The 22,732-nt window shown below is 39.1% G+C and carries 17 protein-coding genes and 3 tRNA genes; 8 read left to right on the top strand and 12 right to left on the bottom strand.

Going from position 1 to position 22,732, the window contains the following annotated elements; genetic code table 11:
- Window positions 1-32: 32 nt before the first annotated feature.
- Window positions 33-1,610 carry a glutamine-hydrolyzing GMP synthase gene (gene guaA / locus C2869_RS14825; protein WP_108605075.1) on the top strand — a complete coding sequence of 526 codons (1,578 nt, stop codon included), beginning with the start codon at window positions 33-35 and terminating at the stop codon, window positions 1,608-1,610.
- Window positions 1,611-1,990: 380 nt separating this feature from the next.
- Window positions 1,991-2,905, top strand: a complete 915-nt coding sequence (locus tag C2869_RS14820; RefSeq protein ID WP_108603680.1) for an aspartyl/asparaginyl beta-hydroxylase domain-containing protein — start codon at window positions 1,991-1,993, stop codon at window positions 2,903-2,905.
- Here C2869_RS14820 and C2869_RS14815 read toward each other — a convergent pair.
- The 5 genes from C2869_RS14815 to C2869_RS14795 form a co-directional block, all read right to left on the bottom strand.
- A complete protein-coding gene (locus tag C2869_RS14815; protein ID WP_159084189.1) occupies window positions 2,888-3,772 on the bottom strand; it encodes an SDR family oxidoreductase in 885 nt (294 codons plus the stop codon). The genes C2869_RS14820 and C2869_RS14815 overlap by 18 nt on opposite strands.
- A 218-nt stretch (window positions 3,773-3,990) precedes the next feature.
- Window positions 3,991-5,451: a sensor histidine kinase gene (locus tag C2869_RS14810; RefSeq protein ID WP_108605074.1), complete on the bottom strand. Its 1,461-nt coding sequence runs from the start codon at window positions 5,449-5,451 to the stop codon at window positions 3,991-3,993.
- A gap of 16 nt (window positions 5,452-5,467) precedes the next feature.
- Window positions 5,468-6,172: a response regulator transcription factor gene (locus C2869_RS14805; RefSeq protein ID WP_108603677.1), complete on the bottom strand. Its 705-nt coding sequence runs from the start codon at window positions 6,170-6,172 to the stop codon at window positions 5,468-5,470.
- 52 nt (window positions 6,173-6,224) lie between these two features.
- Window positions 6,225-6,914 carry a spondin domain-containing protein gene (locus tag C2869_RS14800; RefSeq protein ID WP_108603676.1) on the bottom strand — a complete coding sequence of 230 codons (690 nt, stop codon included), beginning with the start codon at window positions 6,912-6,914 and terminating at the stop codon, window positions 6,225-6,227.
- A gap of 13 nt (window positions 6,915-6,927) precedes the next feature.
- On the bottom strand, window positions 6,928-7,638 hold the full coding sequence (locus C2869_RS14795) for a spondin domain-containing protein (protein ID WP_108603674.1): 711 nt from the start codon (window positions 7,636-7,638) through the stop codon (window positions 6,928-6,930).
- Between the two features lie 257 nt (window positions 7,639-7,895).
- Here C2869_RS14795 and C2869_RS14790 point away from each other — a divergent pair, with 257 nt between their 5' ends.
- Both C2869_RS14790 and fabA read left to right on the top strand, forming a co-directional pair.
- Entirely contained in the window at window positions 7,896-9,485 is a 1,590-nt protein-coding gene (locus C2869_RS14790; RefSeq protein ID WP_108603672.1) for a S16 family serine protease, read from the top strand.
- A 76-nt stretch (window positions 9,486-9,561) separates the two neighbouring features.
- A complete protein-coding gene (gene fabA / locus C2869_RS14785) occupies window positions 9,562-10,074 on the top strand; it encodes a 3-hydroxyacyl-[acyl-carrier-protein] dehydratase FabA (protein ID WP_108603670.1) in 513 nt (170 codons plus the stop codon).
- A 210-nt stretch (window positions 10,075-10,284) separates the two neighbouring features.
- Here fabA and ltrA read toward each other — a convergent pair whose 3' ends face one another.
- A complete protein-coding gene (ltrA, locus tag C2869_RS14780) occupies window positions 10,285-11,520 on the bottom strand; it encodes a group II intron reverse transcriptase/maturase (RefSeq protein WP_108601131.1) in 1,236 nt (411 codons plus the stop codon).
- A gap of 786 nt (window positions 11,521-12,306) precedes the next feature.
- Between ltrA and C2869_RS14775 the strand changes: the two genes are divergently transcribed.
- Window positions 12,307-13,293 carry an IS110 family RNA-guided transposase gene (locus C2869_RS14775; RefSeq protein ID WP_108603669.1) on the top strand — a complete coding sequence of 329 codons (987 nt, stop codon included), beginning with the start codon at window positions 12,307-12,309 and terminating at the stop codon, window positions 13,291-13,293.
- Window positions 13,294-13,511: 218 nt separating this feature from the next.
- On the opposite strand, the gene rmf is transcribed toward C2869_RS14775, so the two are convergent.
- The 5 genes from rmf to rlmKL form a co-directional block, all read right to left on the bottom strand.
- A complete protein-coding gene (rmf, locus tag C2869_RS14770; RefSeq protein WP_108603668.1) occupies window positions 13,512-13,691 on the bottom strand; it encodes a ribosome modulation factor in 180 nt (59 codons plus the stop codon).
- Window positions 13,692-13,965: 274 nt separating this feature from the next.
- On the bottom strand, window positions 13,966-15,993 hold the full coding sequence (locus C2869_RS14765) for a DUF3466 family protein (protein ID WP_108603666.1): 2,028 nt from the start codon (window positions 15,991-15,993) through the stop codon (window positions 13,966-13,968).
- On the bottom strand, window positions 15,980-17,863 hold the full coding sequence (gene uup, locus C2869_RS14760) for an ATP-binding cassette ATPase Uup (protein WP_108603665.1): 1,884 nt from the start codon (window positions 17,861-17,863) through the stop codon (window positions 15,980-15,982). The genes C2869_RS14765 and uup overlap by 14 nt, the downstream gene beginning before the upstream one ends.
- Window positions 17,860-18,099 carry a glutaredoxin family protein gene (locus tag C2869_RS14755; protein ID WP_108603664.1) on the bottom strand — a complete coding sequence of 80 codons (240 nt, stop codon included), beginning with the start codon at window positions 18,097-18,099 and terminating at the stop codon, window positions 17,860-17,862. The genes uup and C2869_RS14755 overlap by 4 nt, the downstream gene beginning before the upstream one ends.
- Before the next feature lie 3 nt (window positions 18,100-18,102).
- Window positions 18,103-20,214: a bifunctional 23S rRNA (guanine(2069)-N(7))-methyltransferase RlmK/23S rRNA (guanine(2445)-N(2))-methyltransferase RlmL gene (rlmKL, locus tag C2869_RS14750; protein WP_108603663.1), complete on the bottom strand. Its 2,112-nt coding sequence runs from the start codon at window positions 20,212-20,214 to the stop codon at window positions 18,103-18,105.
- 241 nt (window positions 20,215-20,455) lie between these two features.
- Here rlmKL and C2869_RS14740 point away from each other — a divergent pair.
- From C2869_RS14740 to C2869_RS14730, 3 genes are all read left to right on the top strand, one after another.
- A tRNA-Met gene (locus C2869_RS14740) sits at window positions 20,456-20,532 on the top strand.
- Window positions 20,533-20,551: 19 nt separating this feature from the next.
- A tRNA-Met gene (locus C2869_RS14735) sits at window positions 20,552-20,628 on the top strand.
- A 14-nt stretch (window positions 20,629-20,642) separates the two neighbouring features.
- Window positions 20,643-20,719 (top strand) — tRNA-Met (locus C2869_RS14730).
- 284 nt (window positions 20,720-21,003) lie between these two features.
- Here C2869_RS14730 and C2869_RS14725 read toward each other — a convergent pair.
- Window positions 21,004-22,653 (bottom strand): TonB family protein, encoded by a 1,650-nt coding sequence (locus C2869_RS14725; RefSeq protein ID WP_159084188.1) that lies wholly within the window; start codon window positions 22,651-22,653, stop codon window positions 21,004-21,006.
- Between the last annotated feature and the right edge of the window lie 79 nt (window positions 22,654-22,732).

Below are 22,732 nucleotides of genomic sequence, written 5' to 3'. Positions count from 1 at the left end.
AGCCTTTTCTATTTTTATAGATGGAAAAATTAATGAGCCAAGATATTCATTCACAAAAAATCTTAATTTTAGATTTTGGATCACAATACACTCAATTAATTGCACGTCGCGTACGTGAAATCGGTGTTTATTGTGAATTATGGGCATGGGATGTAACAGAAGAGCAAATCAAAGAATTTGCTCCGCAAGGTATCATCTTAGCCGGTGGCCCAGAAAGCGTCACCGAAGACAACTCGCCTAGAGCGCCTGAGTATGTTTTTAATGCTGGCGTACCCGTATTAGGTATTTGCTATGGTATGCAAACCATGTCACATCAACTGGGTGGCGCGGTTGAAGTATCTTCAGAGCGCGAGTTTGGTTATGCACAAGTTGAAGTGATAGCGCAATCAGCACTACTGAAAAACATTGAAGACTCTATTGCCGAAGATGGCAACGCCTTACTTGATGTTTGGATGAGTCATGGTGATAAAGTGACGGCTATCCCAAGTGACTTTAATACCGTTGCCAAAACTGATAGCTGCCCATTTGCTGTGATGGCAAATGAAGACAAGCGTTTTTATGGTGTGCAATTTCACCCAGAAGTGACACACACTAAACAAGGTTTACGTATTTTAGAAAACTTTGTATGTGGTATTTGTGCTTGTGAAAAACTTTGGACATCAGCTTCAATCATTGAAGATGCCATCGCAAAAATGAAAGCACAGGTAGGTGATGATGAGGTAGTTTTAGGTTTATCAGGTGGCGTTGACTCAAGTGTTGTCGCTATGCTGCTACACAGAGCTATCGGTGATAAGTTAACTTGTGTTTTTGTAGATAACGGTTTATTGCGTTTAAACGAAGGCCAACAAGTCATGGATATGTTTGGCGATCACTTTGGCCTTAACATTGTTCATGTCAACGCAGAAAAGCGCTTTTTAGACCGCTTACAAGGTGAAGCGGATCCAGAGAAAAAACGCAAAATTATCGGTAACGTGTTTGTTGAAGTTTTTGATGAAGAAGCCGGTAAATTATCTAACGCTAAATGGTTAGCACAAGGCACTATTTATCCAGATGTCATCGAATCTGCTGCGTCAAAAACTGGTAAGGCTCACGTGATTAAATCGCACCATAATGTTGGCGGTTTACCAGAAGATATGGAATTAGGCTTAGTTGAGCCTTTACGTGAATTGTTTAAAGATGAAGTTCGTAAAATTGGCTTAGAGCTAGGCTTACCTTACGACATGCTTTATCGTCATCCATTCCCTGGCCCTGGCTTAGGTGTACGTATTTTAGGCGAAGTGAAAAAAGAGTACGCAGACTTATTACGCCGCGCTGATGCCATCTTTATTGAAGAATTATATAACCATGATTTATACAATAAAGTTAGCCAAGCATTCACTGTATTTTTACCTGTTCGCTCTGTTGGAGTGATGGGCGATGGCCGTAAATATGATTGGGTCGTTAGTTTACGAGCAGTTGAAACCATCGACTTTATGACAGCGCATTGGGCGCATTTACCTTATGATTTCTTAGGTTTAGTTTCTAACCGCATTATTAATGAAATTGATGGTATATCACGAGTGGTATACGATATTTCTGGTAAACCACCTGCCACCATAGAATGGGAATAGTCGGACTTAGTTAAGTTATTGATTTTATTAATCAATCAATAGTGACTTATCTTATCTCCATCATACGAAGGCCTTGTTAATCAAGGCTTTCTTGTTTTTATATCCCGCAAAAATATCACTAACTTTCTTAACTGAACTCTAGCTCAATTTCCGCCATTTCAGATCATCAATAGATATAGCACACATACAACCCCCAACTTTGTCTACTTTTTTAAGATGTTTGTTATAAAAATAACGATAAATAAACATTTTGCTTATTATGTAATCTATTAACGACCTGTTTTTTTTGATATTGTTTAAATAATATTATTTTCGGAGTTTATAAGTTGTTAAGTACATATGTTGTTTTATTGGTGTTGGGATTTTCTTTGTTATCCGTTATGTACGTTTATAAATTTCGAGGCGAGGCGAGGTTTGGCAGCTTAACCGAATATTTACGAAAAGGCTGGCCGATTTTTGCTCCTCTTAATGTTATGTTGTATTTATCAACTAAAAAGTGGGCCAAGAAAAACTACGTCAGCACTGATTCATTTGAAAATTTAGCGCTTTTACAACAAAACTGGCAGGTAATTGCGCAAGAAGCTAATGCACTAATGGACGCAGGTTATTTTTCAAAAACAACAGATAAAAACAATAACAGTTTTTACGACGTTGGCTTTAGAACATTTTACAAATATGGTTGGAGTAAATTCTATTGTAGCTGGTATGGCACCACGTTAAATTCAGCCCGCGAATACTGCCCACAAACGGTGGCTTTGCTAGAACAAATTCCGTCAGTCAACGGCGCTATGTTTACCTTGTTACCGGCTAAATCCCAACTGACTCGTCATTCAGATCCATTAGCTTGTTCATTGCGATATCACTTAGGGTTAAACACCCCGAATAGTGATGAGTGTTTTATTAGTGTCGATGGTGAAAAGCAATCATGGCGAGACGGTAAGCACTTTATGTTTGATGAAACCTTTCTTCATTATGTAGAAAACAATACCGATGATAAGCGTTTGATTTTAATGTGCGACATTGAACGTCCTATGGGGCCAATTGGTAAAGGTGTAAACTGGTGTTACAAGAAAATCGCTAGCTTATTATTAGTGCCAAATTTACCGGGTGATCAAGCGGGCTTATTTAATTTATTGTTCAGAAAAGTCACGCCTTTCTTAGCCCGTTCAAAGCGTCTGAAAGAAGATAATCCTAAATTATATTATCCAGTAAAGTGGCTGTTTAATGCATTACTGATAGGGCTATTGTTAGTTCCGATTTATTACTTAATCACTTTCTTAGCTTGGTTGTTTTAATTCTTCATTATTGAGCTGGGTACATTCAGCAGAAACTTGCCAAAGTTTATGCTGAGTGGCTTTATCTTTTGCTCGTGCACAAGTTTGTTTTAATTTCTTTTTATAAAAATACTTACCTGACACCTGTTCCACATCTGGCGATGAACACAAGTAAATAGAAGTTTGTGCACCTTGTGCGGGTGTTTTAAGCTTTTTAACAATATGTCGTCGAATGATACCGATTATGCCATTTGAGTCAGGCCAAATATTACTGGCAACACCACCTGGGTGTAATGCATTAACAGTTGTATCTGTGCCTTTTAGTCGTTCGGCTAACTCTTGGGTAAAATAAATATTAGCTAACTTTGAATCAGCATAGGTGGCTAACCCCATATAAGGGCGTCGCGTTTTAATCCTATTTTCTGAAAAAGTAATTTTACCTTTGGCGTGAGCTTTAGATGACACATTAACAATACGAGATTTTGGCGTATTGATTAGTACAGGAAGCAATAAATTAGTTAATAAAAACGGCCCCAAGTGATTAGTAGCCATAGTGAGTTCAAAACCATCGCGAGTTTGTCTTTTTTCTAGGCTAACAACGCCGGCATTGTTTAGTAAAACGTCAAGTTGTGAATGTTGTTGATTAAAACGGATAACAAAATTACGGATAGAATCAAAGCAAGCGAGATCTAACGGAATAAATGACAAACTCGCATTAGGTAGCTGTTTTTTTATGTCTGCGATAACCTCATTGGCGTGTTGCTCTTTTCCAAAAGCGGTATCTCGACAGGCTAAAACAACATGAGCTCCCATTTTAGACAGTGCAATTGTTGACTCTTTACCTATACCTGAATTGGCTCCGGTAATAATGACCGTTTTGTTTGACATTAACATTTCAAATATTCTTTACAGTAGGGAGTTAAAATAACGTTCCTTTAGCTAATTACGACGACACTGTATACCATGCTAGCAACTATTGAAAGCTTGTTGGTAATTGTTGTAATTAGCAAAACCTTGCCACATAAAGTGCTTTTGTTTCAAACGATTACAAGGTTAACTTCAGCAATCGACGCTTTTTAAGCAGAAGAAATTGTTTAATAGCGATTTCATGTTGCACTTGGTAAAACAAAACTAAATTGACTTCCTGTACCTTGTTGGCTGCTCACGTTTATTTCGGTGTGATGAAGGTTCAACAAGTGCTTAACGATAGTTAATCCCAAGCCAACATTGAGTTGTGTTTTACTGGAATTACTCGCTTGAAAAGATCGGTCAAAAATACTGGCTAGTTCATGATTAGGGATCCCTTTGCCCGTATCTTCAACGCTAACTCCCACCGAATTTGAATGTTTGTAGAGCGCTAACACTACCTGACCATTAGCAGGTGTGTGCCGCAAGGCGTTATCAATTAAATTGACTAATATGCGCTCCAACTTGGCTATATCGGCGACCACTAAAGGCAAACTTTCACTTTCTGGTACAAACTTTAAATCTATATTTTTCTGGTTTGCTTGGTTTTTCAAACGCTGGGTAATGTCATGCGCCAGTTCACAAATGTTGAAGGTTTCTGGAGTGAAACTAATTTGGCCTGTTTCGAGCAATGCGAGCTCAAATAACTGTTCTACTAGCGTATTGAGCTGTTGAGCGTTGCGTAGGGCATTTTCGATAAGCACATCTGACTTGTTTGTTTCAGGGCTTATTAGCCAAGTTTCTAAATAGCCATTTAATGCCGTTAGCGGGGTGCGTAAATCATGAGATACATGAGAAAGTAATTCTCGCCGCTGTTGCTCAGTCGTTTTTATTTGCCTTAACTGCAAATTAATATGTTGTGCTGCGGATTTAAAACTGTTTTCCAGATCACGTATTTCAGAAGCAGTATGGTTGTGACTTTTGGTAAATTCCGAATTATTGAAGTCATTATTAATATAGTTTTTACTGTTTTTTGCCAATTCACTGAGTGGCTTTACAATCGCTCTGATAACAATAAATCCGGTAAAAACCGCAAACAGCAACACGCCTAAAATAATGGCTAAACTGTTTTTAAAATGGCTATTAATCACTAAGTTTTGTTCTGCGTTAGCGCGTTTTTGCCCACCAATAATTACGTATAAGTAGCCCTTTAATTGGCCTTTTTTAGTATATACCTCGGAAACGGAAAAAACATTGTTCCGTTCAGGATTACGTGGGTCTTGACCGTATATGGGGAAATTATCGCCTGATAAATAATCATGGATAGGATTTAAGCTAACCTGATCAAGTTTGACGCTATTGTCAGGCGCTGAATAAGCCAATACTGTTCCATTCGGGCTTAATGCATAAAATTCCCATTCTGGCCCTAATAACATTTGTGTATGAAAGGCCGACTTTAAGCTTTTTTTGTCGATAATGCCTTGTGATAAGTTTGAGTCGTCGTCAACAATATGTTTGGCTAATTCACTATGCAATTGTTGGCGAACTTCCGCACTATAGTGTTGGCTTGTGTATAAATACCAATGATATAAGCCAACAGCCATAACGGTAAATAATAAGCTGAATACTATAATCAATTGGCCCGTAAGCGTTTTATGCATGTTGTAATAATCAAATTTAATAAGATAAACATGGGGTAAATTTGTAACCAACGCCCCATACCGTTTTTAACCATTGTGGATTGCCCGGATCCATTTCCAATTTATTGCGCAATCGATTAACTGTTGAGTTGACAGTATGTGCTGAGCCATCGTGTCGGTAGCCCCAAATTTCATCAAGAAGCTGTTCGCGACTAAAGACTCGATTGGCGTGTTTGGCTAAGTAAAACAATAATTCAAATTCTTTACTTGTCGTTTCAATAGTTTTACCGCTGCGGCTTACTTGATATTGATTCGGATCGATGGATAAGTCGTTAAAGGCAAGCGTATCAACCACTGTGACTCGACTGGTTTGTTTTGGCTGCCGTCTTCGTAAATGCGCTTTAACCCGTGCTTGTAGCTCTAATACTGAAAATGGTTTAGTTAAATAATCGTCAGCACCATTTTCTAAGCCTTTTACTATATCTAGCTCACCGGATTTAGCCGTGAGCATGATAATAGGGATTTCTGGTTGCAGCTGGCGTAATCTTTTACACAGCTTTAATCCATCAGTGCCGGGTAAGGTAATATCAAAAATGGCCAGATCAATATCTTGATTAAGTTGACGATAAGCTTCACTGCCGTCATGAAATACCTGAACCTGTAAATCAAGCATACTTAGGTTAATAGAAATGATATTGGCAATATCTTGACTATCTTCCACCAACAAAATTTTTGCACTCATACCGCTCTACTTTTTTCATTATTTGAAAGAGTAGAGCGGTTTTAGCGTTATTTTATTGCAGGCGCTTGATGACTAATTTTGCGACAGGGTTATCAAATTTATGTTCTGCTTGTAAAACAGAGGTCGATAAATCAGCTTCGGTTAAGACACCAGCATGCATATAAACCCGATCAACGTCATTTTCACGTGAAACATTAAACCCTTCGTTGCCAGCTCCCGGCATCTGCATTTCGTCGTTAGCTTCTGTACCGGCATCGTAAACACCGAGCATTTTAGACATCACAGAGTTGACGGTCATGTTGGACAAATCATATCCGGTTAACCCTGTAAAACCGTCATTGGTATGAATTAACATGGTTGCTAAAGAGAATGATTTTTTCTGTTCAGCGTCAAGCATGATTGTCCAACTTGTACTCATACCAGGCTTTACTGGCGCTTCTTTAGCATAGCTTTGTTCAACAATACTTAAGTTTGCGGTTTGTGAAGTACTGCCACCTTCGGCTAGATATTCAAGCGCCACACTTGAAGGGGAGCCTACTTGCCACAAAGATGCGGAGTTGTCATGAGTCACTAATATAGGCGGTGAAAATATTTGGCCTTGGGTGATGTTACTAAGCGTAACTTCAAATTCCATTGTCGGTTTATCAGCAGTATCTGATGTTGTGTTGTCATCATCATCAGAGCAGGCAGCTAGCAAAATTGCGCTACAAAGTAGGGCGGTTTTAAATAGTTGAGTTTTCATTTAAGCCACCTTATTACTTAACAGTAACAATTAACTTGGCAACCGGATTTAACCAGCGATGAATACGACTATCAACATCGGAGATGCCACCATTCGTATCAGTGTCACCAATATTGCCTGGGTGAATATGTACTTTGTCATTTGCTTCATTGTTACTTGCCCCCGTGGCGTTTTTACCACCATTGCCATTAGGTGCTACTGGAATACCTGGCGTACCCACAGCGCCACTGCCATCGACAATGATCTCATCGTTTACTTCTGTTCCAGCATCGTAACCGTTTAGCATAATAGTGTAAGTACCTGCCTCAGTAGGAATTTTCCAACTATCTAAGCCTACAAAACCATCATTGGTTGGTAATAACATGGCCGTTAACGATAGATACATATTATTTTCTGTATCAAGCATGCCCATGGTTTTTTCACCCGCATGCAGTAGACCACCAGCAGGGTTTTTAACGACTTTACCACTGGCGTTTTTAACCTGAGTTTCTAAATCGTCTATCGAACCACCTTCAGCCATTTTTTGTAAAGCAGTAGACGCGGTTTGACCCAATGTAAAAAGCGAAGACTGATTATCATGGGCAGCCACTAATACCGGAGTAAACGTTATGCCATGGGTTAAGTTATGAAGTTCAAATTCAATATTGGCTGCGTGAGTTGACGAAAGAAAAGAAAATCCACCTAGGGCAGAAAGTAAAGTGATGGTTGTTTTAGTTAGTTTCATTACTGACTCCTTATTAAGTTGAGTACAGTATGAAAAACAAAAATCCTAATTTGATTATCTAAATATCACAAAAGTATCCTAATTAGTTCAATCTTTATTATTTAACATAACATACATTAAGGGATATTATATTAAGTGTAATTATAATAGAAAGGTTTAATGAACCATCACATTATTGTGTTTTATTGGTTTATTAGTAGTCTTTACTTAGAAAGTCGCTAAACTATCGCACAGTTTTAAATGAAGAATGATTAACTGTGGCCGAACAGCAACTAACGTCTTGTTTTAGTATTTTAGACAAAGCCCATAATTGGAATATTCAAGATCACGGGATTAACGCCCAGTATGATTTACTCTTTCCTAAATTTACGACATTTTTGAATTACAGCAAAACAAGTCATGAAAAGGCTTTTTTAATTAGTGCAGATTTAAGTCCAACACTTTTTGATAATACTTGGTGTGATATATCAAGCCAATCCGTAAACCAACTTTTTGGCAAATTTACAAAAACCGCAGATGGTTTGAAGTTTACACCTGCCAACTTTAATCAACATAAACGACTTTGTATTTCTTCGGCTAAATTACTCAGCGACAGCAAACTGGCCGATTGTTTATTTACCAGTTTATTCAATGGTATTTTTAATTCCTCTAACTTAATTGATGATCATGCGTCTGCTGAATTAGTGGTTGCTGAACATTTGCAAGCGCCATTTGCAACACAACTAACCATTTATGGCTCAAATCATGAGTTAAATGAATTATTGCATTTTTATCCGCTACTAAATCAAATAGTCGACCATAAAATACATGAAACCGATTTAGCGGTAGAAACCTCTGAGCAAGTGCTTGGCCAATTGTTATCTCATATACGCTTGCATTATTGTCCTGCTATCACAGTTAAACAATTACCTTATGTTTGTTGGGCTTTGTCGCGTCAAGTTGAAGATCAAAATTGGTTATCGCTCGATCATCATTATTTAAAAGCTTTGTTTAATCATTTAAACGCTGAATTTGAATTATCCGATGTTGAAGAAGCAGTAAAACATATCACTGGCTTCTATTCCCATGCTAAGCAATTTAATTATGATCAACTTTTACGCGGAGCCATTAAAGTCGATACTAGTGGTCAAGTTGTTGGACAAATTAACGGCCTTACTGTGGTTGAAACCGACACAGCAGAATTTGGTGAACCATCACGAATTACGGCTAATGTCTATTTGGGTGATGGTGATATTGGCGATATCGAGCGTAAATCCGATTTAGGCGGAAATATTCATGCTAAAGCCATGATGATTTTATCCTCTTACGTGTCAAGAACCTTTGCGCAAAACGCGCCAATGCCGGTTTCTGCTAATATTGTTTTTGAGCAGTCTTACCACGAAGTGGATGGTGACAGCGCATCGTTAGCTGAGTTGTATGCACTATTATCAGCCTTAGCAAAAGTGAAAGTGAATCAAAATGTCGCTGTTACAGGGGCTATGGATCAGTTAGGGAATGTATTGGTTGTAGGCGGATTAGATTTAAAAATTGAAAGTTTCTATGACATTGCCAAAGCTTTATCACCTAACGAGACGCATACGGTATTAATTCCTAAAGGTAATTTAGCTCATATTAATTTATCGCAACGAGTTGTTGATGCAATTAAGCAAGGAACATTTAAAATTGTCGCGATAAGTCATGTTAAACAGGCATCCGATTACTTACTTAATTTACCCGCGGAAGCAGACGAACAAGACAATTTATTTGATAAAGTGCGCGATTCATTAGATAGATTTGAAAGCGATGTGGAGACACATCCGCCGTTAAGACAAAAAATTTGGCAATTATTAAAACTTTCACGTAATTAATTGCTAGTCAGAGTTGTTTAGCGAACACTTGTTCGCTAAAGTATGCGCGTTTTTAGTTAAGATAACCCAACAGAATATGAATCAGAACAGTTTTACCAGAGAAGAGCTACTTGCATGTAGCCAAGGCGAGTTGTTTGGACCAGGCAACAGTCAATTACCAGCACCAAATATGTTAATGATGGATCGCATTGCTTTAATTTCAGAAGAAGGCGGTGAATACGATAAAGGGATCATTAAAGCTGAATTAGATATTACGCCTGATCTTTGGTTTTTTGATTGTCACTTCCCTGGCGATCCTGTTATGCCGGGTTGCCTAGGTTTAGATGCAATGTGGCAATTAGTTGGATTTTTCTTAGGTTGGTCTGGTGGACCAGGTAAAGGTCGTGCATTAGGTGTAGGCGAAGTAAAATTCACCGGTCAAATATTACCTACAGCTAAAAAAGTCACTTATACAATCAACATGAAGCGTGTAATTAAGCGCAAATTGTTCATGGGTTTAGCCGATGGTGAAGTGGCTGTAGACGGTAAAGTTATTTACCAAGCAAAAGATTTAAAAGTAGGCTTGTTCCAAGATACGTCTAATTTTTAAATTGGTTTGTCTAAGTGTAAGTATTCAGTGTAATCAAATTGACAAGCCATAGGTCCTTCGAAGAAGGTAATTAATCTAGAGGCTTTTGCGAAAAAGGCAGTTTTAAAGTATTAAGTTTTTGGTCGAGTAGGCCGAGGGAGCTTCCCCCTCAGCCTCTCACAGATCCGTACGTGAACCTCTCAATTCATACGGCTCCTCTCGTTTCACCATTTACGGCCTGCAACCAAATTGCCAATGAGAAAATAGATACGGTTGTGTATTACACACCCTTTGCATCCATTTTCTTGCTCTTTGGTAACTGAATTTCAGCCGTTTGTATTTCTTCTTCGCCCATTTCAACAATTTAAGGTTTATCCAAGACATAAGTGGCCTTAATGCTGTTTTCCAAAACCGACTGAAGTAATTTATCCACCCGCTTATCATCGGATTAAGCTTATACGCCAACTCTTGTATCGTTAACCCCGTTTGCTTATGTAGCTTGAGCGCTTTAACTTTCTCTCTAATTTTCTGTTTCGCTTTAGGGCTAATAGCAGGTGTAAAGCCAACAAACATGCGACCCCACCGATTCCTTACTAACCTTGGCCTGAAACAGTAACTAAGAAAATCAAAGCTAATGACTTCATGTGCTTCTTGTCTACCTTCATCAAAGCAGTAAACCAGTTTAGTTTTCTCTGGATGACATTCTAGACAACAATCTAACATGCGTTGCTCAATAGCTTGCTTTAACGCCTTTGCTTCTTGCTCACTACGACAGTGAACCACTGCATCATCCGCATAGCGTGCAAATTGAACATGTGGATGTTCTCTTCGCAACCATTTGTCGAATGCGTAGTGTAAAAACAAATTGGCTAGCAATGGGCTTATCACGCCTCCTTGTGGTGTTCCTTTCGTTCGCTCTATTATCTGACCATCCGAGGTTTCCATTGGCGCTTTAAGCCAACGTTCGATATAGAGTAATACCCATGGGTTATTGGTATGTTTGCGTAACGCTTTGCCCAATAACACCCAGTCCAAGTTATCAAAGAAGCCTTTGATATCTAAATCAATCACCCAGTCGTATCGCCAACACCGCTGGCGCGTTATCGCTAATGCATCATGTGCACTGCGATTAGGTCTGTAACCATAAGAATCATTATCGAATACCGATTCTAATTCAGGCTCCAACTCCATCTTGACGACCATCTGTGCAACTCGGTCTGATACCGTGGGTATGCCTAGTACTCGAACGCCCTTATCCTTAGGGATTTCGACACGCTTCACCGTCGGTGGAAAATAGCTGCCCGATGACATTCGATTCCATATCTTGTACAGGTTCTTCTTCAAGTCCTGTTCAAAATCACTCATCGATTGCTCATCAATTCCTGCCGCTCCACCGTTGGCTCTTACACGTAACCAGGCTTCATAAACTGTCCATTTCGAAATACTAAATGGTTTTGCTGAATTCAATCATTCCTCCTGCTGCAGCAGTTGATGAAAGTTTCATTTAAAACGAGGCAATCCCTTCGCTAGATAACCATTACAGCTATCATCATCACTACTACGAATTGCTCCGCCCCAGTGCTTTGCATTCAGACTTGGCTCTCATGGGGTTTCCATTCGAGGATATCTGTTAACATCAAAACGACTGGTTCTTACGTTCCATATAAAACCCCGAGTTAAATTCACGTCAGCTCTTTGCCGGCTCCCGCTTAGTTGGTAATCAGGTTGCCTCTAAGCTCTTCCCAAACTCCACCCAGTAGCTTGGTTTCGGGATGCAACGGTTAAATATTTCGACACCTACGCTGTTCGTCTCTTTAACTCACACCTGACAAATCATTGTGTTTGCCTTTCCCTTATCGCTCACGACAGTGACTCTTAACCAATGCCGCATAAGGTGGTTTCCACCTGCACCTGAATGCCGATGGGATGGGCCAAACCATCATGTTTTATATAGTTGCGTTACCTTCCAGCCTTCCTTGTACTGTTGGTAACTCGTAACACACTGGGCGAGCATTTATGCTTGCAGAGCCTGCAAATTTTTCTGTCCAAAAGAGCAAGACTAAAGTCTCGCCTTGTATCTCTCTGTGATAGGTGTTTAGCTAGCACTTATCACATCGGGAAGCCAGTGAAGTATGTGTAACTCGCCTAATCAGAAAATGATGTTTTGTAGATTATACTCTGGCTTCCTAACCTCCATAAAACTGAATGGTATCCAAGCGCTTGACGCTGCATGTACAAGGGGAGTAAATAGAGATGAAGGCTTTTACAAGCATTGATGTTAGTAAAGATAAATTAGACGTGTGTTGGCTTCGTGATGTCACCACAAATAAAAAGAAAACAAAGGTGTTAAAAAACACCTCTCAAGGCCATGAAGCATTAGCCGAATGGTTACTTAAAAATACAGGTTTAACACCTCAAGAGATTGTTATCACCGTTGAACCAACCGGTGTTTATAGTGAACCCTTGATGTATTTTTTACATGCAAAAGGCTTTATTTTACAACAAGCTAATCCTGGTAAAGCATACAAGTATGCCCAAGCCTTAGATTTGGTTCACAAGACAGATAAATCAGACTCGATAATGCTAGCGAGGTATGGCCACGACAGACAGTATTCTTTATCTCATTGGCAGCCAGAGGCCAAGGAATTCAGGGAGTTAAGAGCTATGCTGCGCCGATTGGAAGCATTAGAGAAAGATTTACAACGAGAAAACAATCGATTTGAAGCGGCTGATTTTTCAGGTGCATCAAAACGTGTAATTGAATCATTAGAAAACATGATTTCAGCGTTAAAAGAAGAAATTGATAAGCTCACAGAAGAGATTGATGACCATATTGACCGTCATCCAGACTTAGGAAAAAACAGAGATTTATTATTAACTATCAAAGGTGTGGGCCCAGTTATTTCTAGGATTATGGTGAGCTTATTTGCCAGTAAAGATTTTAAGGATGCTAAGCAATTATCGGCTTATTTGGGGTTAATTCCTAAGATGAAAGAGTCCGGAAAGCGAGCTGGAAAAACGACCTTGAGCAAAGAAGGGCCGGGTTACATAAGAGAAAAATTGTATATGGCAGCAGTTGTTGCTAGCCAGCATAATCCAGATATAAAGGCACAGAAAGCGCGCTTATTAGCCAAAGGAAAAACGAAAATGGAAGCCTTGGGCGCTGCGATGCGAAAGCTTGCACAAATATGTTTTGGCGTGGTCAAAACACAAACAAATTATCAGCCTCAAGTAACATAAATTAGTACTTGAGACCGGTATAGAGAGATGGTATCTACAGCAAGCTTATAACTGTTAGATGGTTTGACACGCTTGTTGCTTAAAATGCTGAATATTTACGTCTAAGTATTGATAAACTAAAGAAAAGACTATAATGAGAAAGCCCCTTAATCGGGGCTTTTTTCTATTTTGTATAGCGGAATAAATTTAACAGCTTTGTAATTCGATATAGTGCTTATTTAAGTGAATTTGACGAGTCCGTCTGCCCTATCCTCCATTGCCGCTCGCCAGCCTCCTAACCACTGCGACTTAGATTCTACACTTTGATAGGGACAACTTTCTTTTGCTTTCCCAAAAACGCCTGCCTGATAACCTTTAGAATGAGCTCTTTCTAATCGATCTCGCTTCTGTCTTTTCATTGACTACCCCTCAGTCTATTTTTTGTTGAACATATCGATCATTTTTAATCGACACTATTAAATTTAGAAGAACAACAATTTTGCTGCAAGTAGACTTTATTCATGATTTTGCAATATTGGCGTAATATTAAGCTAAGGTATTGTATTTTTTGATTATTTAATTAATAAAATATTTTGAAATTTACTTATACAAAAATCATATTGCACAAATAAAAAAAGCCGCAAATCAAAGACTAAGCGGCTTTTTATCTAGTTTATATGATTAAACTTATGATTAGCTAAATCTGCGTCTAAACAGTCCGAAAATCATAATTAAACCAGCAAACCAATAAGGCAAAGATGCGCCTTGACGTTTAAAGGTATTTTCTTGGGAAAAACAACTTTCTTGTTGTCCGCCGTCCACTTTGTTTAACTTAATCGTTTTGATGACAAAAGTGTTTTTAATTTCACCAGTAGTAATATCTGTTGTGACCTCGCCTTCTACGTCGCGTAAAGGTTCAGCACCAGAGGCTAGCGCAATAATTTCACCATGGTCATTAATGTCGACGGCATCGATTAAGGTAAAATCAGCGTCACAGCTAATTGCGTCATTTAAATCAGTAAACGTTTTAGACTTAATATCATATAAGAACGCATGATTGATTGGCTGCGTACCTGAAATAGTGTCTATTTCAATTGAACCGACTATTTGGCCATTATTGTTAATAGCTTTCGCTTCTACATGTTGAAAATCATCATTATTGTTAAAGGTGAAGAATTCGCCAGTATCTAAGTGATAATAAAACGGCTGAGCTACATCACCCGAAAAGTGATTAATAACGGCATTACCAATGACGGTATTGTTATCATTAATGTCTACCGCCCAACTGCGTTCCATTGTGCTTATGTCATTAGCGATAGTGGTTACTGTTGAATCTTTAAATACAGCAGCATAGTCGCGCATTAAATACTGATTATAAGTTTGTTCAACGTCATCAACAGTGCGGGTTGCTTCTCTTGTATCAACATGCGCATAACTTCGCCCGACTGCAATCCCAGCATTATTCACAGCAACTGCTTGGCTAGACAGGTTTAAAACGGATATACCCGCAACTAAATCTTCTCGAACACCAACTGAGCGAACAACAGGTAGAATACTGTCATCTTCGAAGTCGATATGATCAAATGCCGAGCCTAAAGATTTCGCCTGCTGAACTAAAGTACCTTGGCCATCAACTTGCCACATGTGGGCTCGAGTAATACGTGGAATATAGCGAACGTTTTGACTATTAGTTAAGGTATCGACAGAAAATTTACAAAGCTCAAATGGATATTGTTTGTAGTCATGACTTTCTTGACATTGCTCAATAAACGTATCGTAATCGTCGGGTTTTTCATAACCTATGGTTCCGTAACCGACAATAAAACCAGTGTCACTAATATCAGATGCGGTTGAAAATCCACCTTCATAACTGGTATCAACTGGCGGTAAAAGTGTGACATTCCCATTAGCTTTTACAAAACCACGACGGGCATATTTTCGACTTTTGTAGGTAAATGTTTTATCCGACTTGATAATATTTTCGTTCACATCACGCGAGACGACAGCTTGATTAGCTGAGTTAAAAAATATTTCAGGTACGGTTTTAGTAAAGGTTATTTCGTCGAAATCTGAATCGGTAAAACCAACAATAGTTCCGTCACTATTAATGTCTAGCACTTGCTCACTAAATTCGAAACCATAGTCGTTAGTAACTGGGTTCACCTGATCCAAAATGGGTGTGTGTTCCAACACATTACCATTTAAAATAGCACTCCAATATTGACCAAAGCGTTGATAGCGCCCATCACTTTGTCGGCTACGCGCTGCAGTAACCACGGTTTCGGCAATGGTATTAGTCGTAGTTACATTGTCAGTGGTAACTTCCTCGGTATGCTCTGGAACATACAAATAATCCGTAAACGTTGATGTTTGTAAATATTGTATGGCGACAAATCGCGTTGATTTAGTTAAATCAGTAATCGGCTCACTAAGAAAATTGTTTAAACTGTCTAGGTCAATTGGATGATTATATAAAGTCGAGTACGAATTAGAGCCTGTCGAGTAGATCGTATAATCTTGCACATCTGAATCAGCCGCTAAGCTACCACCTTGCAATCGAAAAACGACGTCGCCATTGTTATTAATGCTTTCCCCGAATGCTTGCTTAAACTTACTGGGGGGCGTGTATTCAGTCACTTCATATAGTGCGGCACTTACACCGGCAGCAATAAAAGATAAACAAAAAACTGATGATTTAATAAAATTGTTATTTAGCTTCATTGGCAATAGCTTCTAATTCTTCCCACTCAATAAACACTTGCTCAAATTCTTGTTCCGCATCAGCTAATTCTTGCAAAGTAGCTTGGGTGCTACTGCTATCCTGTTTAAAGAATTCTGCTGAATTGACTGTGCTTTGCAGTGTTTCTATTTTCGCTTCAAGCGACTCGATTAACTCAGGTAATGTGTCTAAACGTAATTTTTGCTTATAAGACAACTTAACTTTAGGTTTAGCTGGCTGTTTGACCGCAGGTTTCAGCTTAGGTTCCTTAGTTTCTGTTGGTTTTTCGTCAACGGGCGCTGTTTCCGGTAACGCATCATACCCGCCTACAAACTCCTTGACTATACCTTGGCCTTGGAAAAAGTAACTTGTTGTAACGGTATTATTAACAAACTCTCTATCGTGCGAAACCAAAATCAAAGTACCAGTGTATTGGGCGATCAATTCTTCGAGTAACTCGAGGGTTTCAATATCTAAATCATTGGTTGGTTCATCCAATACCAATAAGTTGGACGGCTTTAAAAATAGCTTAGCTAGTAAGAGTCGGTTTTTTTCACCACCGGATAACGATTTAACTGGAGAACGTGCGCGTTGTGGTGAAAATAAAAAGTCTTGTAGATAACCTAATACGTGGCGATTTTGGCCGTTAACACAAATATCTTCTTTACCATCGCCAACATTATCCATAACGGTTTTTTCTTCATCTAACTGATCTCGATATTGATCAAAATAGGCAATATCAAGATTCGTTCCCGTTCTAATTTGGCCTTGCTGCGTTGCTAGCTGACCAAGGATAAGTTTGATTAACGTCGATTTACCGCAACCATTGGGTCCAATCAATGCAATTTTATCACCACGCATAATCAAGCTTGAAAAGTCGCTTAATATCAGTTGCGATTCAAACTGATAACTCACATTGGCCAATTCAGCGACTAGCTTGCCTGAACGACGAATATCATCAAAGTTAAAGTTAACATTACCTTGTACATTACGTCGCTCTTTGCGTTCATTACGCATGGCTTTAAGTGCGCGCACTCGACCTTCATTACGGGTTCGGCGTGCCTTAATACCTTGGCGGATCCATGCCTCTTCTTGGGCTAGTACTTTATCAAATTTCTTATTGTGTTCTTCTTCTACTCGAAGGTTTTCCGCTTTCTCGGTTAAGTATTTATCGTAGCCATGTTCGTAATTAACCAATTTTCCGCGATCCAAATCGACTATTCGTGTCGCCAATTGACGTATAAACGCCCTATCATGACTAATGAATACGATCGCCCCTTGATAATCGAGTAAAAAGTTTTCGAGCCAATCAATTGACTGATAATCAAGGTGGTTAGTTGGCTCATCGAGTAAAAGCATATCGGGTTTAGCAACGAGGGCGCGCGCTAATGCCACTTTGCGTAACCAACCGCCGGATAAACTGTCTAGTTGAGCGTTCGCATCAAGCGATAAACGTGAAATAATTTGTTGAATGTCTGGTTCAAATGACCACGCATCATATTTCTCTATTTCGGTTTGGTATCTCGCTAATAATTGAGTATCCGGATTGGGTTTTAGTGACTCTTCAGCGAAGTTAGCTAAAGCAATACCAGCATCCCCTAAGCCGTTCGCGACATATTGATAGACTGAGCCTTGTGCCATTCTTGGCGGATCTTGTTCTAGGCGGCGGATAACAGTACCACTGCGTAAATTAATTTCGCCGCCATCTAGGTTTATCTGTCCATCAATGATTTTAAGTAAAGTCGATTTACCCGCACCATTGCGACCAACAATACTAACTCGCTCACCTTTATTTATGTGAAAATCAGCACCGTTAAGTAAAGGGTGATCACCAAATGCAAGTTGCGCATTGGTTATTCTATATAAATTCATAATTTAGGTTTTATTTGGCTTATCATTTGTGCGTCAAATGGCCAGTTAAGTTCTTGTTGTGTTGAATTGTTTTTTAGAACGGGGATTTTTACCCCATACAAATCAACTAGTTGCTCATCATTTGCAATGTCGATTTTTTCTACACAAGCCATAATTCCTGCAGATATACAGACTTGTTCAGCTAACTCGCACAAATGGCAACAATCTGTACCATATAAAGTATATACTTTAGTCATGGCCTAATGTGTCTTAGTTAATAACCAGCATTGGCGAATTTTTGCGTTACGACTAAAGTCAAACGGCAAACTGGACTCCGATATATTTTTTATATCAAAACCCAGTTCCAATACGGCATCTTCGTCTAACTTAAAACTACGTAAATTATTAGAAAATATCAGTGTTCCGTTTGTTGCTAAACACTTATAAGCTTGAGTTAGTAACGCTATATGATCACGCTGCACATCAAATACATCTTTCATGCGTTTTGAGTTTGAAAATGAAGGTGGGTCAATAAATATCAAATCATATTGTCCGCTCTGTTGCATAAACCATTGCATACAATCAGCTTGTTCAAATTTATGATATCGGGTAGATAATTTATTTAAATCAAAGTTGTCTTTACCCCAATTTAAATAGGTTTTCGATAAATCTACCGAGGTGATCTGTTTTGCGCCACCTAATGCAGCATGCACAGATACCGAACAAGTGTAACTAAATAAGTTAAGTACGCGCTTGTCTTTAGCTAATTCACCGATTTGATAGCGAATATTACGATGGTCAAGAAAAAGTCCAGTATCTAAATAATCATCTAAATTGACTAAGAATTTCGCTTTACCTTCTTCAACGACGATGCGGATATCTCGCATATGGGTTGAGCGTTGATATTGCTCTTTTCCTTTTTGCTTGCTGCGAGTTTTAACGTGAATATTTTTAGGGTCGATTTCCAGTACAGCCGGCGCGGTTATTAACACATCGTTTAGGCGTTGCGCAGCGACATGCTCAGGCACTGATTTAGGTGCAGCATATTCTTGAATAACCAGGTGATCACTATATAAATCAACTGCAACATTATAGTTTGGTAAATCGGCGTCATACACGCGGTAACAATTGGTTTCCGCTTTTTTAGCTAACGGTGCGAGTTTTTTAGCATTCTTTTTTAATCTATTTTGAAACTCTTCAGCGATAACACCTCTAACTTGCTCGCCTTTAGCGGCTTCTATTTGGTAATTAGCCACCACGCAATCTAAAGGACCATTTTTGACTTTATATTTTTTTGACGCTGATAATTTAAACAAACGCAACAGGTTTTCGGCTGAAGTAATGGCGGTTAACTGCCAGTCAGTAAATTCTTTTTTAAACTTTTGGCCTAAATCCAAATATAAATTAGCTACCTGTGCAGTTTCATCTAATCGCTCACCATAAGGCGGATTTATGATTATGGTGCCAGTTTCGCGAAAGAAATTTTTTACCTTGGGACTTAATGCATCGGCCTGAGTAAATTGAATATCTTGTGAAACATGAGCTAAATCGGCGTTACGTTGAGCTGTGCCTAGCTCGTGTTTGCTAATATCAGAAGCAAAAATTTGTAAGGTTATTTCATTATCTATTTGCGCTTCAGCTTGTTGTTTAATTTGCTCAAATTGGTTTTGATTGTGACTGAGCCAAGAGTCAAAGCCCCATCGTACTCGATCGTGTTGTGCAGGTATATTGCGAGCCATTTGCGCCGCTTCAATCACTATCGTGCCTGAACCGCAAAAGAAATCACACAAAGGTTTTGTTGTATCATTTAACCAGCCACTACGTAACACTAGGCCCGCAGCTAGATTTTCTTTTAAAGGTGCTTTACCCGCTTTTTCGCGATAACCACGCTCGTGAAGACTACTTCCTGAAAAGTCTAAGAAAACATGGACTTGTTGTTTAATGATCCGACCATGAAAACGAATGTCGTACATTTGTTTATCAACATCTGGGCGCTTACTCCCTTCTTCGACAAATGCGTCAACTATCGCATCTTTCATAACTTGCGCGCTAAACTGGGTATTACGCAAGGCTTTATTAGTACCAACAAAATCAACACTGAACCGTTTTTTATTAGAAAACTGCATAGTCCAGTCGACACTTGAGGTTATGCGATACAAGTCGTCTTTGTTTTGGCAATCACCCACAGCTAATTCAAGTAATACGCGATTGGCTAACCTAGATAAATAGGCAACTTTATAACCAAAAGCTAAATCTCCTTGACACCAAACCGATGAAACAGACATTTTTAAATCGGTTGCACCCAAGTTTTCAAGCTCAGTAAATAAAAGGTTTTCGAGCCCCTTGGACGTGGTCACTAAGAATTTGGCCATAAAATGCTCCGCTAACTAAATTGGCTGCGGATTATAACGAATTATTGTTGTAACGGTAAACGTAAGACTTGGTTGTTTTGAGTTTTCAAAATTAAATTTAGTAAAACAGACAAGATAGAACAGAAAAACATCAATAAATGGGGATTTAATCGCTGATCTTCACCAATGTCATAAAATTTCAATCTTTTGGTGTTTTTAACTTGCATTAATAAATTAAATCCGTAATATGCCGCCTCGTTGACGCGGGGTGGAGCAGCCTGGTAGCTCGTCGGGCTCATAACCCGAAGGTCGTCGGTTCAAATCCGGCCCCCGCAACCAACTTTTTAGTATTATTTGTCGCGGGATGGAGCAGTCTGGTAGCTCGTCGGGCTCATAACCCGAAGGTCGTTGGTTCAAATCCGGCTCCCGCAACCAAATAATCTCTTCGACGCGGGGTGGAGCAGCCTGGTAGCTCGTCGGGCTCATAACCCGAAGGTCGTCGGTTCAAATCCGGCCCCCGCAACCAATCTTTTATTTCCTTTTAATAATCCTTTTTCTACTGCATCGTTTCCATATCGAAATAAACAGCTGAATTTGCTGTGGGTCGATATTTATTTCAGCAATAGCAGCAATTATACCAACGAACACCTATAGAATCATAAAAAGTAACTATTCAGCCTATCAAGCAGCGAGCTTCTAACTATCTATAAGTTACAAAAGATAAGACAAGGGTTGGGTTTGCAGGCTCACAGCATAAGTGCTCGTCTATAAGAATTTAATTTTTAATAAAAATTAACCGCCACTCACTTCCTAATTTTGTAGAGTAAATGCCAGTTTAACTTTATAACCACCGACCTTTACCGTTTTGCCATTTTCAACAATAGGTTCATACCGCCACTGTTTAAGCGCACTGATTGCCGCTTCATCAAATACTTCTTCAGGTTGAGCGCCCAATATTTCTATATCTTCCACTAAACCATTGCGATTTACGGAATAACTCAGCTTTACCCAACCTTCTATATGTTTATCTTTAGCAGTATCAGGATAAGTGGGGCCTATTCTATCGATGGGTACTAGCTTAGGTTTAGACTCACCAGAATCGACTCGTGACTTTTGACTAACATTGACATTATTATTGTTAGCGGTTGTAGCAACAACTTGCTGAGCATCAAGATCAATGGCTAACTGTTGCGCAAGAGAAACTAAACGAGATGTTGGCCAACCTCTATTTAATGCGGAAGCGTAAGCTTGATATAGTACTTCAGACGCCTTTTGATTTGAGCCTTGCGCACTGTAGGCAGCAGCCATTACGGTTAAGTAGTCGGGGTGTTGGTCGTCAAGTACTAAACCGGATTTAGCAATTTGAGTTGATTTGTACGGATCAAAATGTCGATCATAAACGGTAGTCGCATAAATAATACCTAATTCTTGATTAGCATTTTCATCGCCTTTGATTACCGCTTTTTCTAACATATCAACCGCTTTTGAGTACTCAGCCTCACTCGAATAATTGAGTAATATTTCACGGGCTAACATGGTTAATGCTGGTCCGTAGTTATCGTTGGCGGCCATCTCTAACCAAAGATAAGCTTTAACTGGATCGGTTTGCACACCACGACCATCTAGCAGACGATTGGCTAACTCAAATCGTGCTTTAGCATGACCTGACTTCGCCGCCTCTAATAACCATGCAGTAGCCGTTCGAATTTTATCACTCATTTTCGGCCGCATAATTCCTTGACCATATAAGCGTGACAACAAATATTGTGCATCAGCATTACCACTTCGCGCTGTGATTTTTAGCGTGTCAGTGTATTTATTTAAACTGCGCAGATACTTTTGATGTGAGCGAACGTTTGAACTTTTAAACTCAAATTTAATAACATAGTCATTAATTTGTTCCATCTGCTCACCCACTTGCTGAGACTTAAAGCGCCATTCCCTCGCTGCGGATAAAGATGCTGTATCAAATACTCCCTCAGGGTAAGACGCTAAAACTTTAGGGGAATGAACAAAACCGTTTTCATCAATATTGACATTAATTAACACCCAACCGCTGGTGTCTGGCACTTGAGGTGTTTTGACTTTAAGTGGTGTAAGTTGTTGCTCTAACAAATTATCGTTAGTTAAAATAGGAAAAAGTGTTTCCGATAAAGCCTGTTCACCATAAAGCGATTCAATGTCTTGCAATACGGATTTAGCTTCTCTTTTAGACGGTAATTCTCTTCGTAAGCGCTGCATCATATCGATAGCGTTACGATAGCCACCTTCTCTGGCTAAACCAAACCAAGCGTTAGCTTCATAAATATCTGCTTTGGTACCTTTTCCTTGGTAATACATTAAACCAATATAATATTGTGCTTGGGCGTTACCAATGCGCGCGTACTTCATAAACTCTTCATACGCAATTTGATAATTTCGCTCTTCGAATGCTTTTTTAGCACTATCAATACTAGCCATTCCCCAATGCGAATAAAGAGAAACGAAACATATTGTGAATAGCTTGAAAATGTTTTTTTGACTAGAAAGCTTCATTAAT

Source organism: Saccharobesus litoralis, from assembly GCF_003063625.1.
Lineage (GTDB): Bacteria > Pseudomonadota > Gammaproteobacteria > Enterobacterales > Alteromonadaceae > Saccharobesus > Saccharobesus litoralis.
This window is presented reverse-complemented; position numbering and strand designations above follow the sequence as displayed.

Coding starts and splice junctions, on each gene's coding strand:
- C2869_RS14815 (WP_159084189.1), bottom strand. CDS start 3,772: ATGTCAAACAAAACGGTCATTATTACCGGAGCCAATTCAGGTATAGGT.
- C2869_RS14810 (WP_108605074.1), bottom strand. CDS start 5,451: ATGCATAAAACGCTTACGGGCCAATTGATTATAGTATTCAGCTTATTA.
- C2869_RS14755 (WP_108603664.1), bottom strand. CDS start 18,099: ATGACTAAAGTATATACTTTATATGGTACAGATTGTTGCCATTTGTGC.
- C2869_RS14725 (WP_159084188.1), bottom strand. CDS start 22,653: ATGGCTAGTATTGATAGTGCTAAAAAAGCATTCGAAGAGCGAAATTAT.
- guaA (WP_108605075.1), top strand. CDS start 33: ATGAGCCAAGATATTCATTCACAAAAAATCTTAATTTTAGATTTTGGA.
- rlmKL (WP_108603663.1), bottom strand. CDS start 20,214: ATGGCCAAATTCTTAGTGACCACGTCCAAGGGGCTCGAAAACCTTTTA.
- C2869_RS14800 (WP_108603676.1), bottom strand. CDS start 6,914: ATGAAAACTCAACTATTTAAAACCGCCCTACTTTGTAGCGCAATTTTG.
- C2869_RS14805 (WP_108603677.1), bottom strand. CDS start 6,172: ATGAGTGCAAAAATTTTGTTGGTGGAAGATAGTCAAGATATTGCCAAT.
- C2869_RS14795 (WP_108603674.1), bottom strand. CDS start 7,638: ATGAAACTAACTAAAACAACCATCACTTTACTTTCTGCCCTAGGTGGA.
- rmf (WP_108603668.1), bottom strand. CDS start 13,691: ATGAAAAGACAGAAGCGAGATCGATTAGAAAGAGCTCATTCTAAAGGT.
- C2869_RS14765 (WP_108603666.1), bottom strand. CDS start 15,993: ATGAAGCTAAATAACAATTTTATTAAATCATCAGTTTTTTGTTTATCT.
- C2869_RS14820 (WP_108603680.1), top strand. CDS start 1,991: ATGTACGTTTATAAATTTCGAGGCGAGGCGAGGTTTGGCAGCTTAACC.
- C2869_RS14775 (WP_108603669.1), top strand. CDS start 12,307: ATGAAGGCTTTTACAAGCATTGATGTTAGTAAAGATAAATTAGACGTG.
- fabA (WP_108603670.1), top strand. CDS start 9,562: ATGAATCAGAACAGTTTTACCAGAGAAGAGCTACTTGCATGTAGCCAA.
- uup (WP_108603665.1), bottom strand. CDS start 17,863: ATGAATTTATATAGAATAACCAATGCGCAACTTGCATTTGGTGATCAC.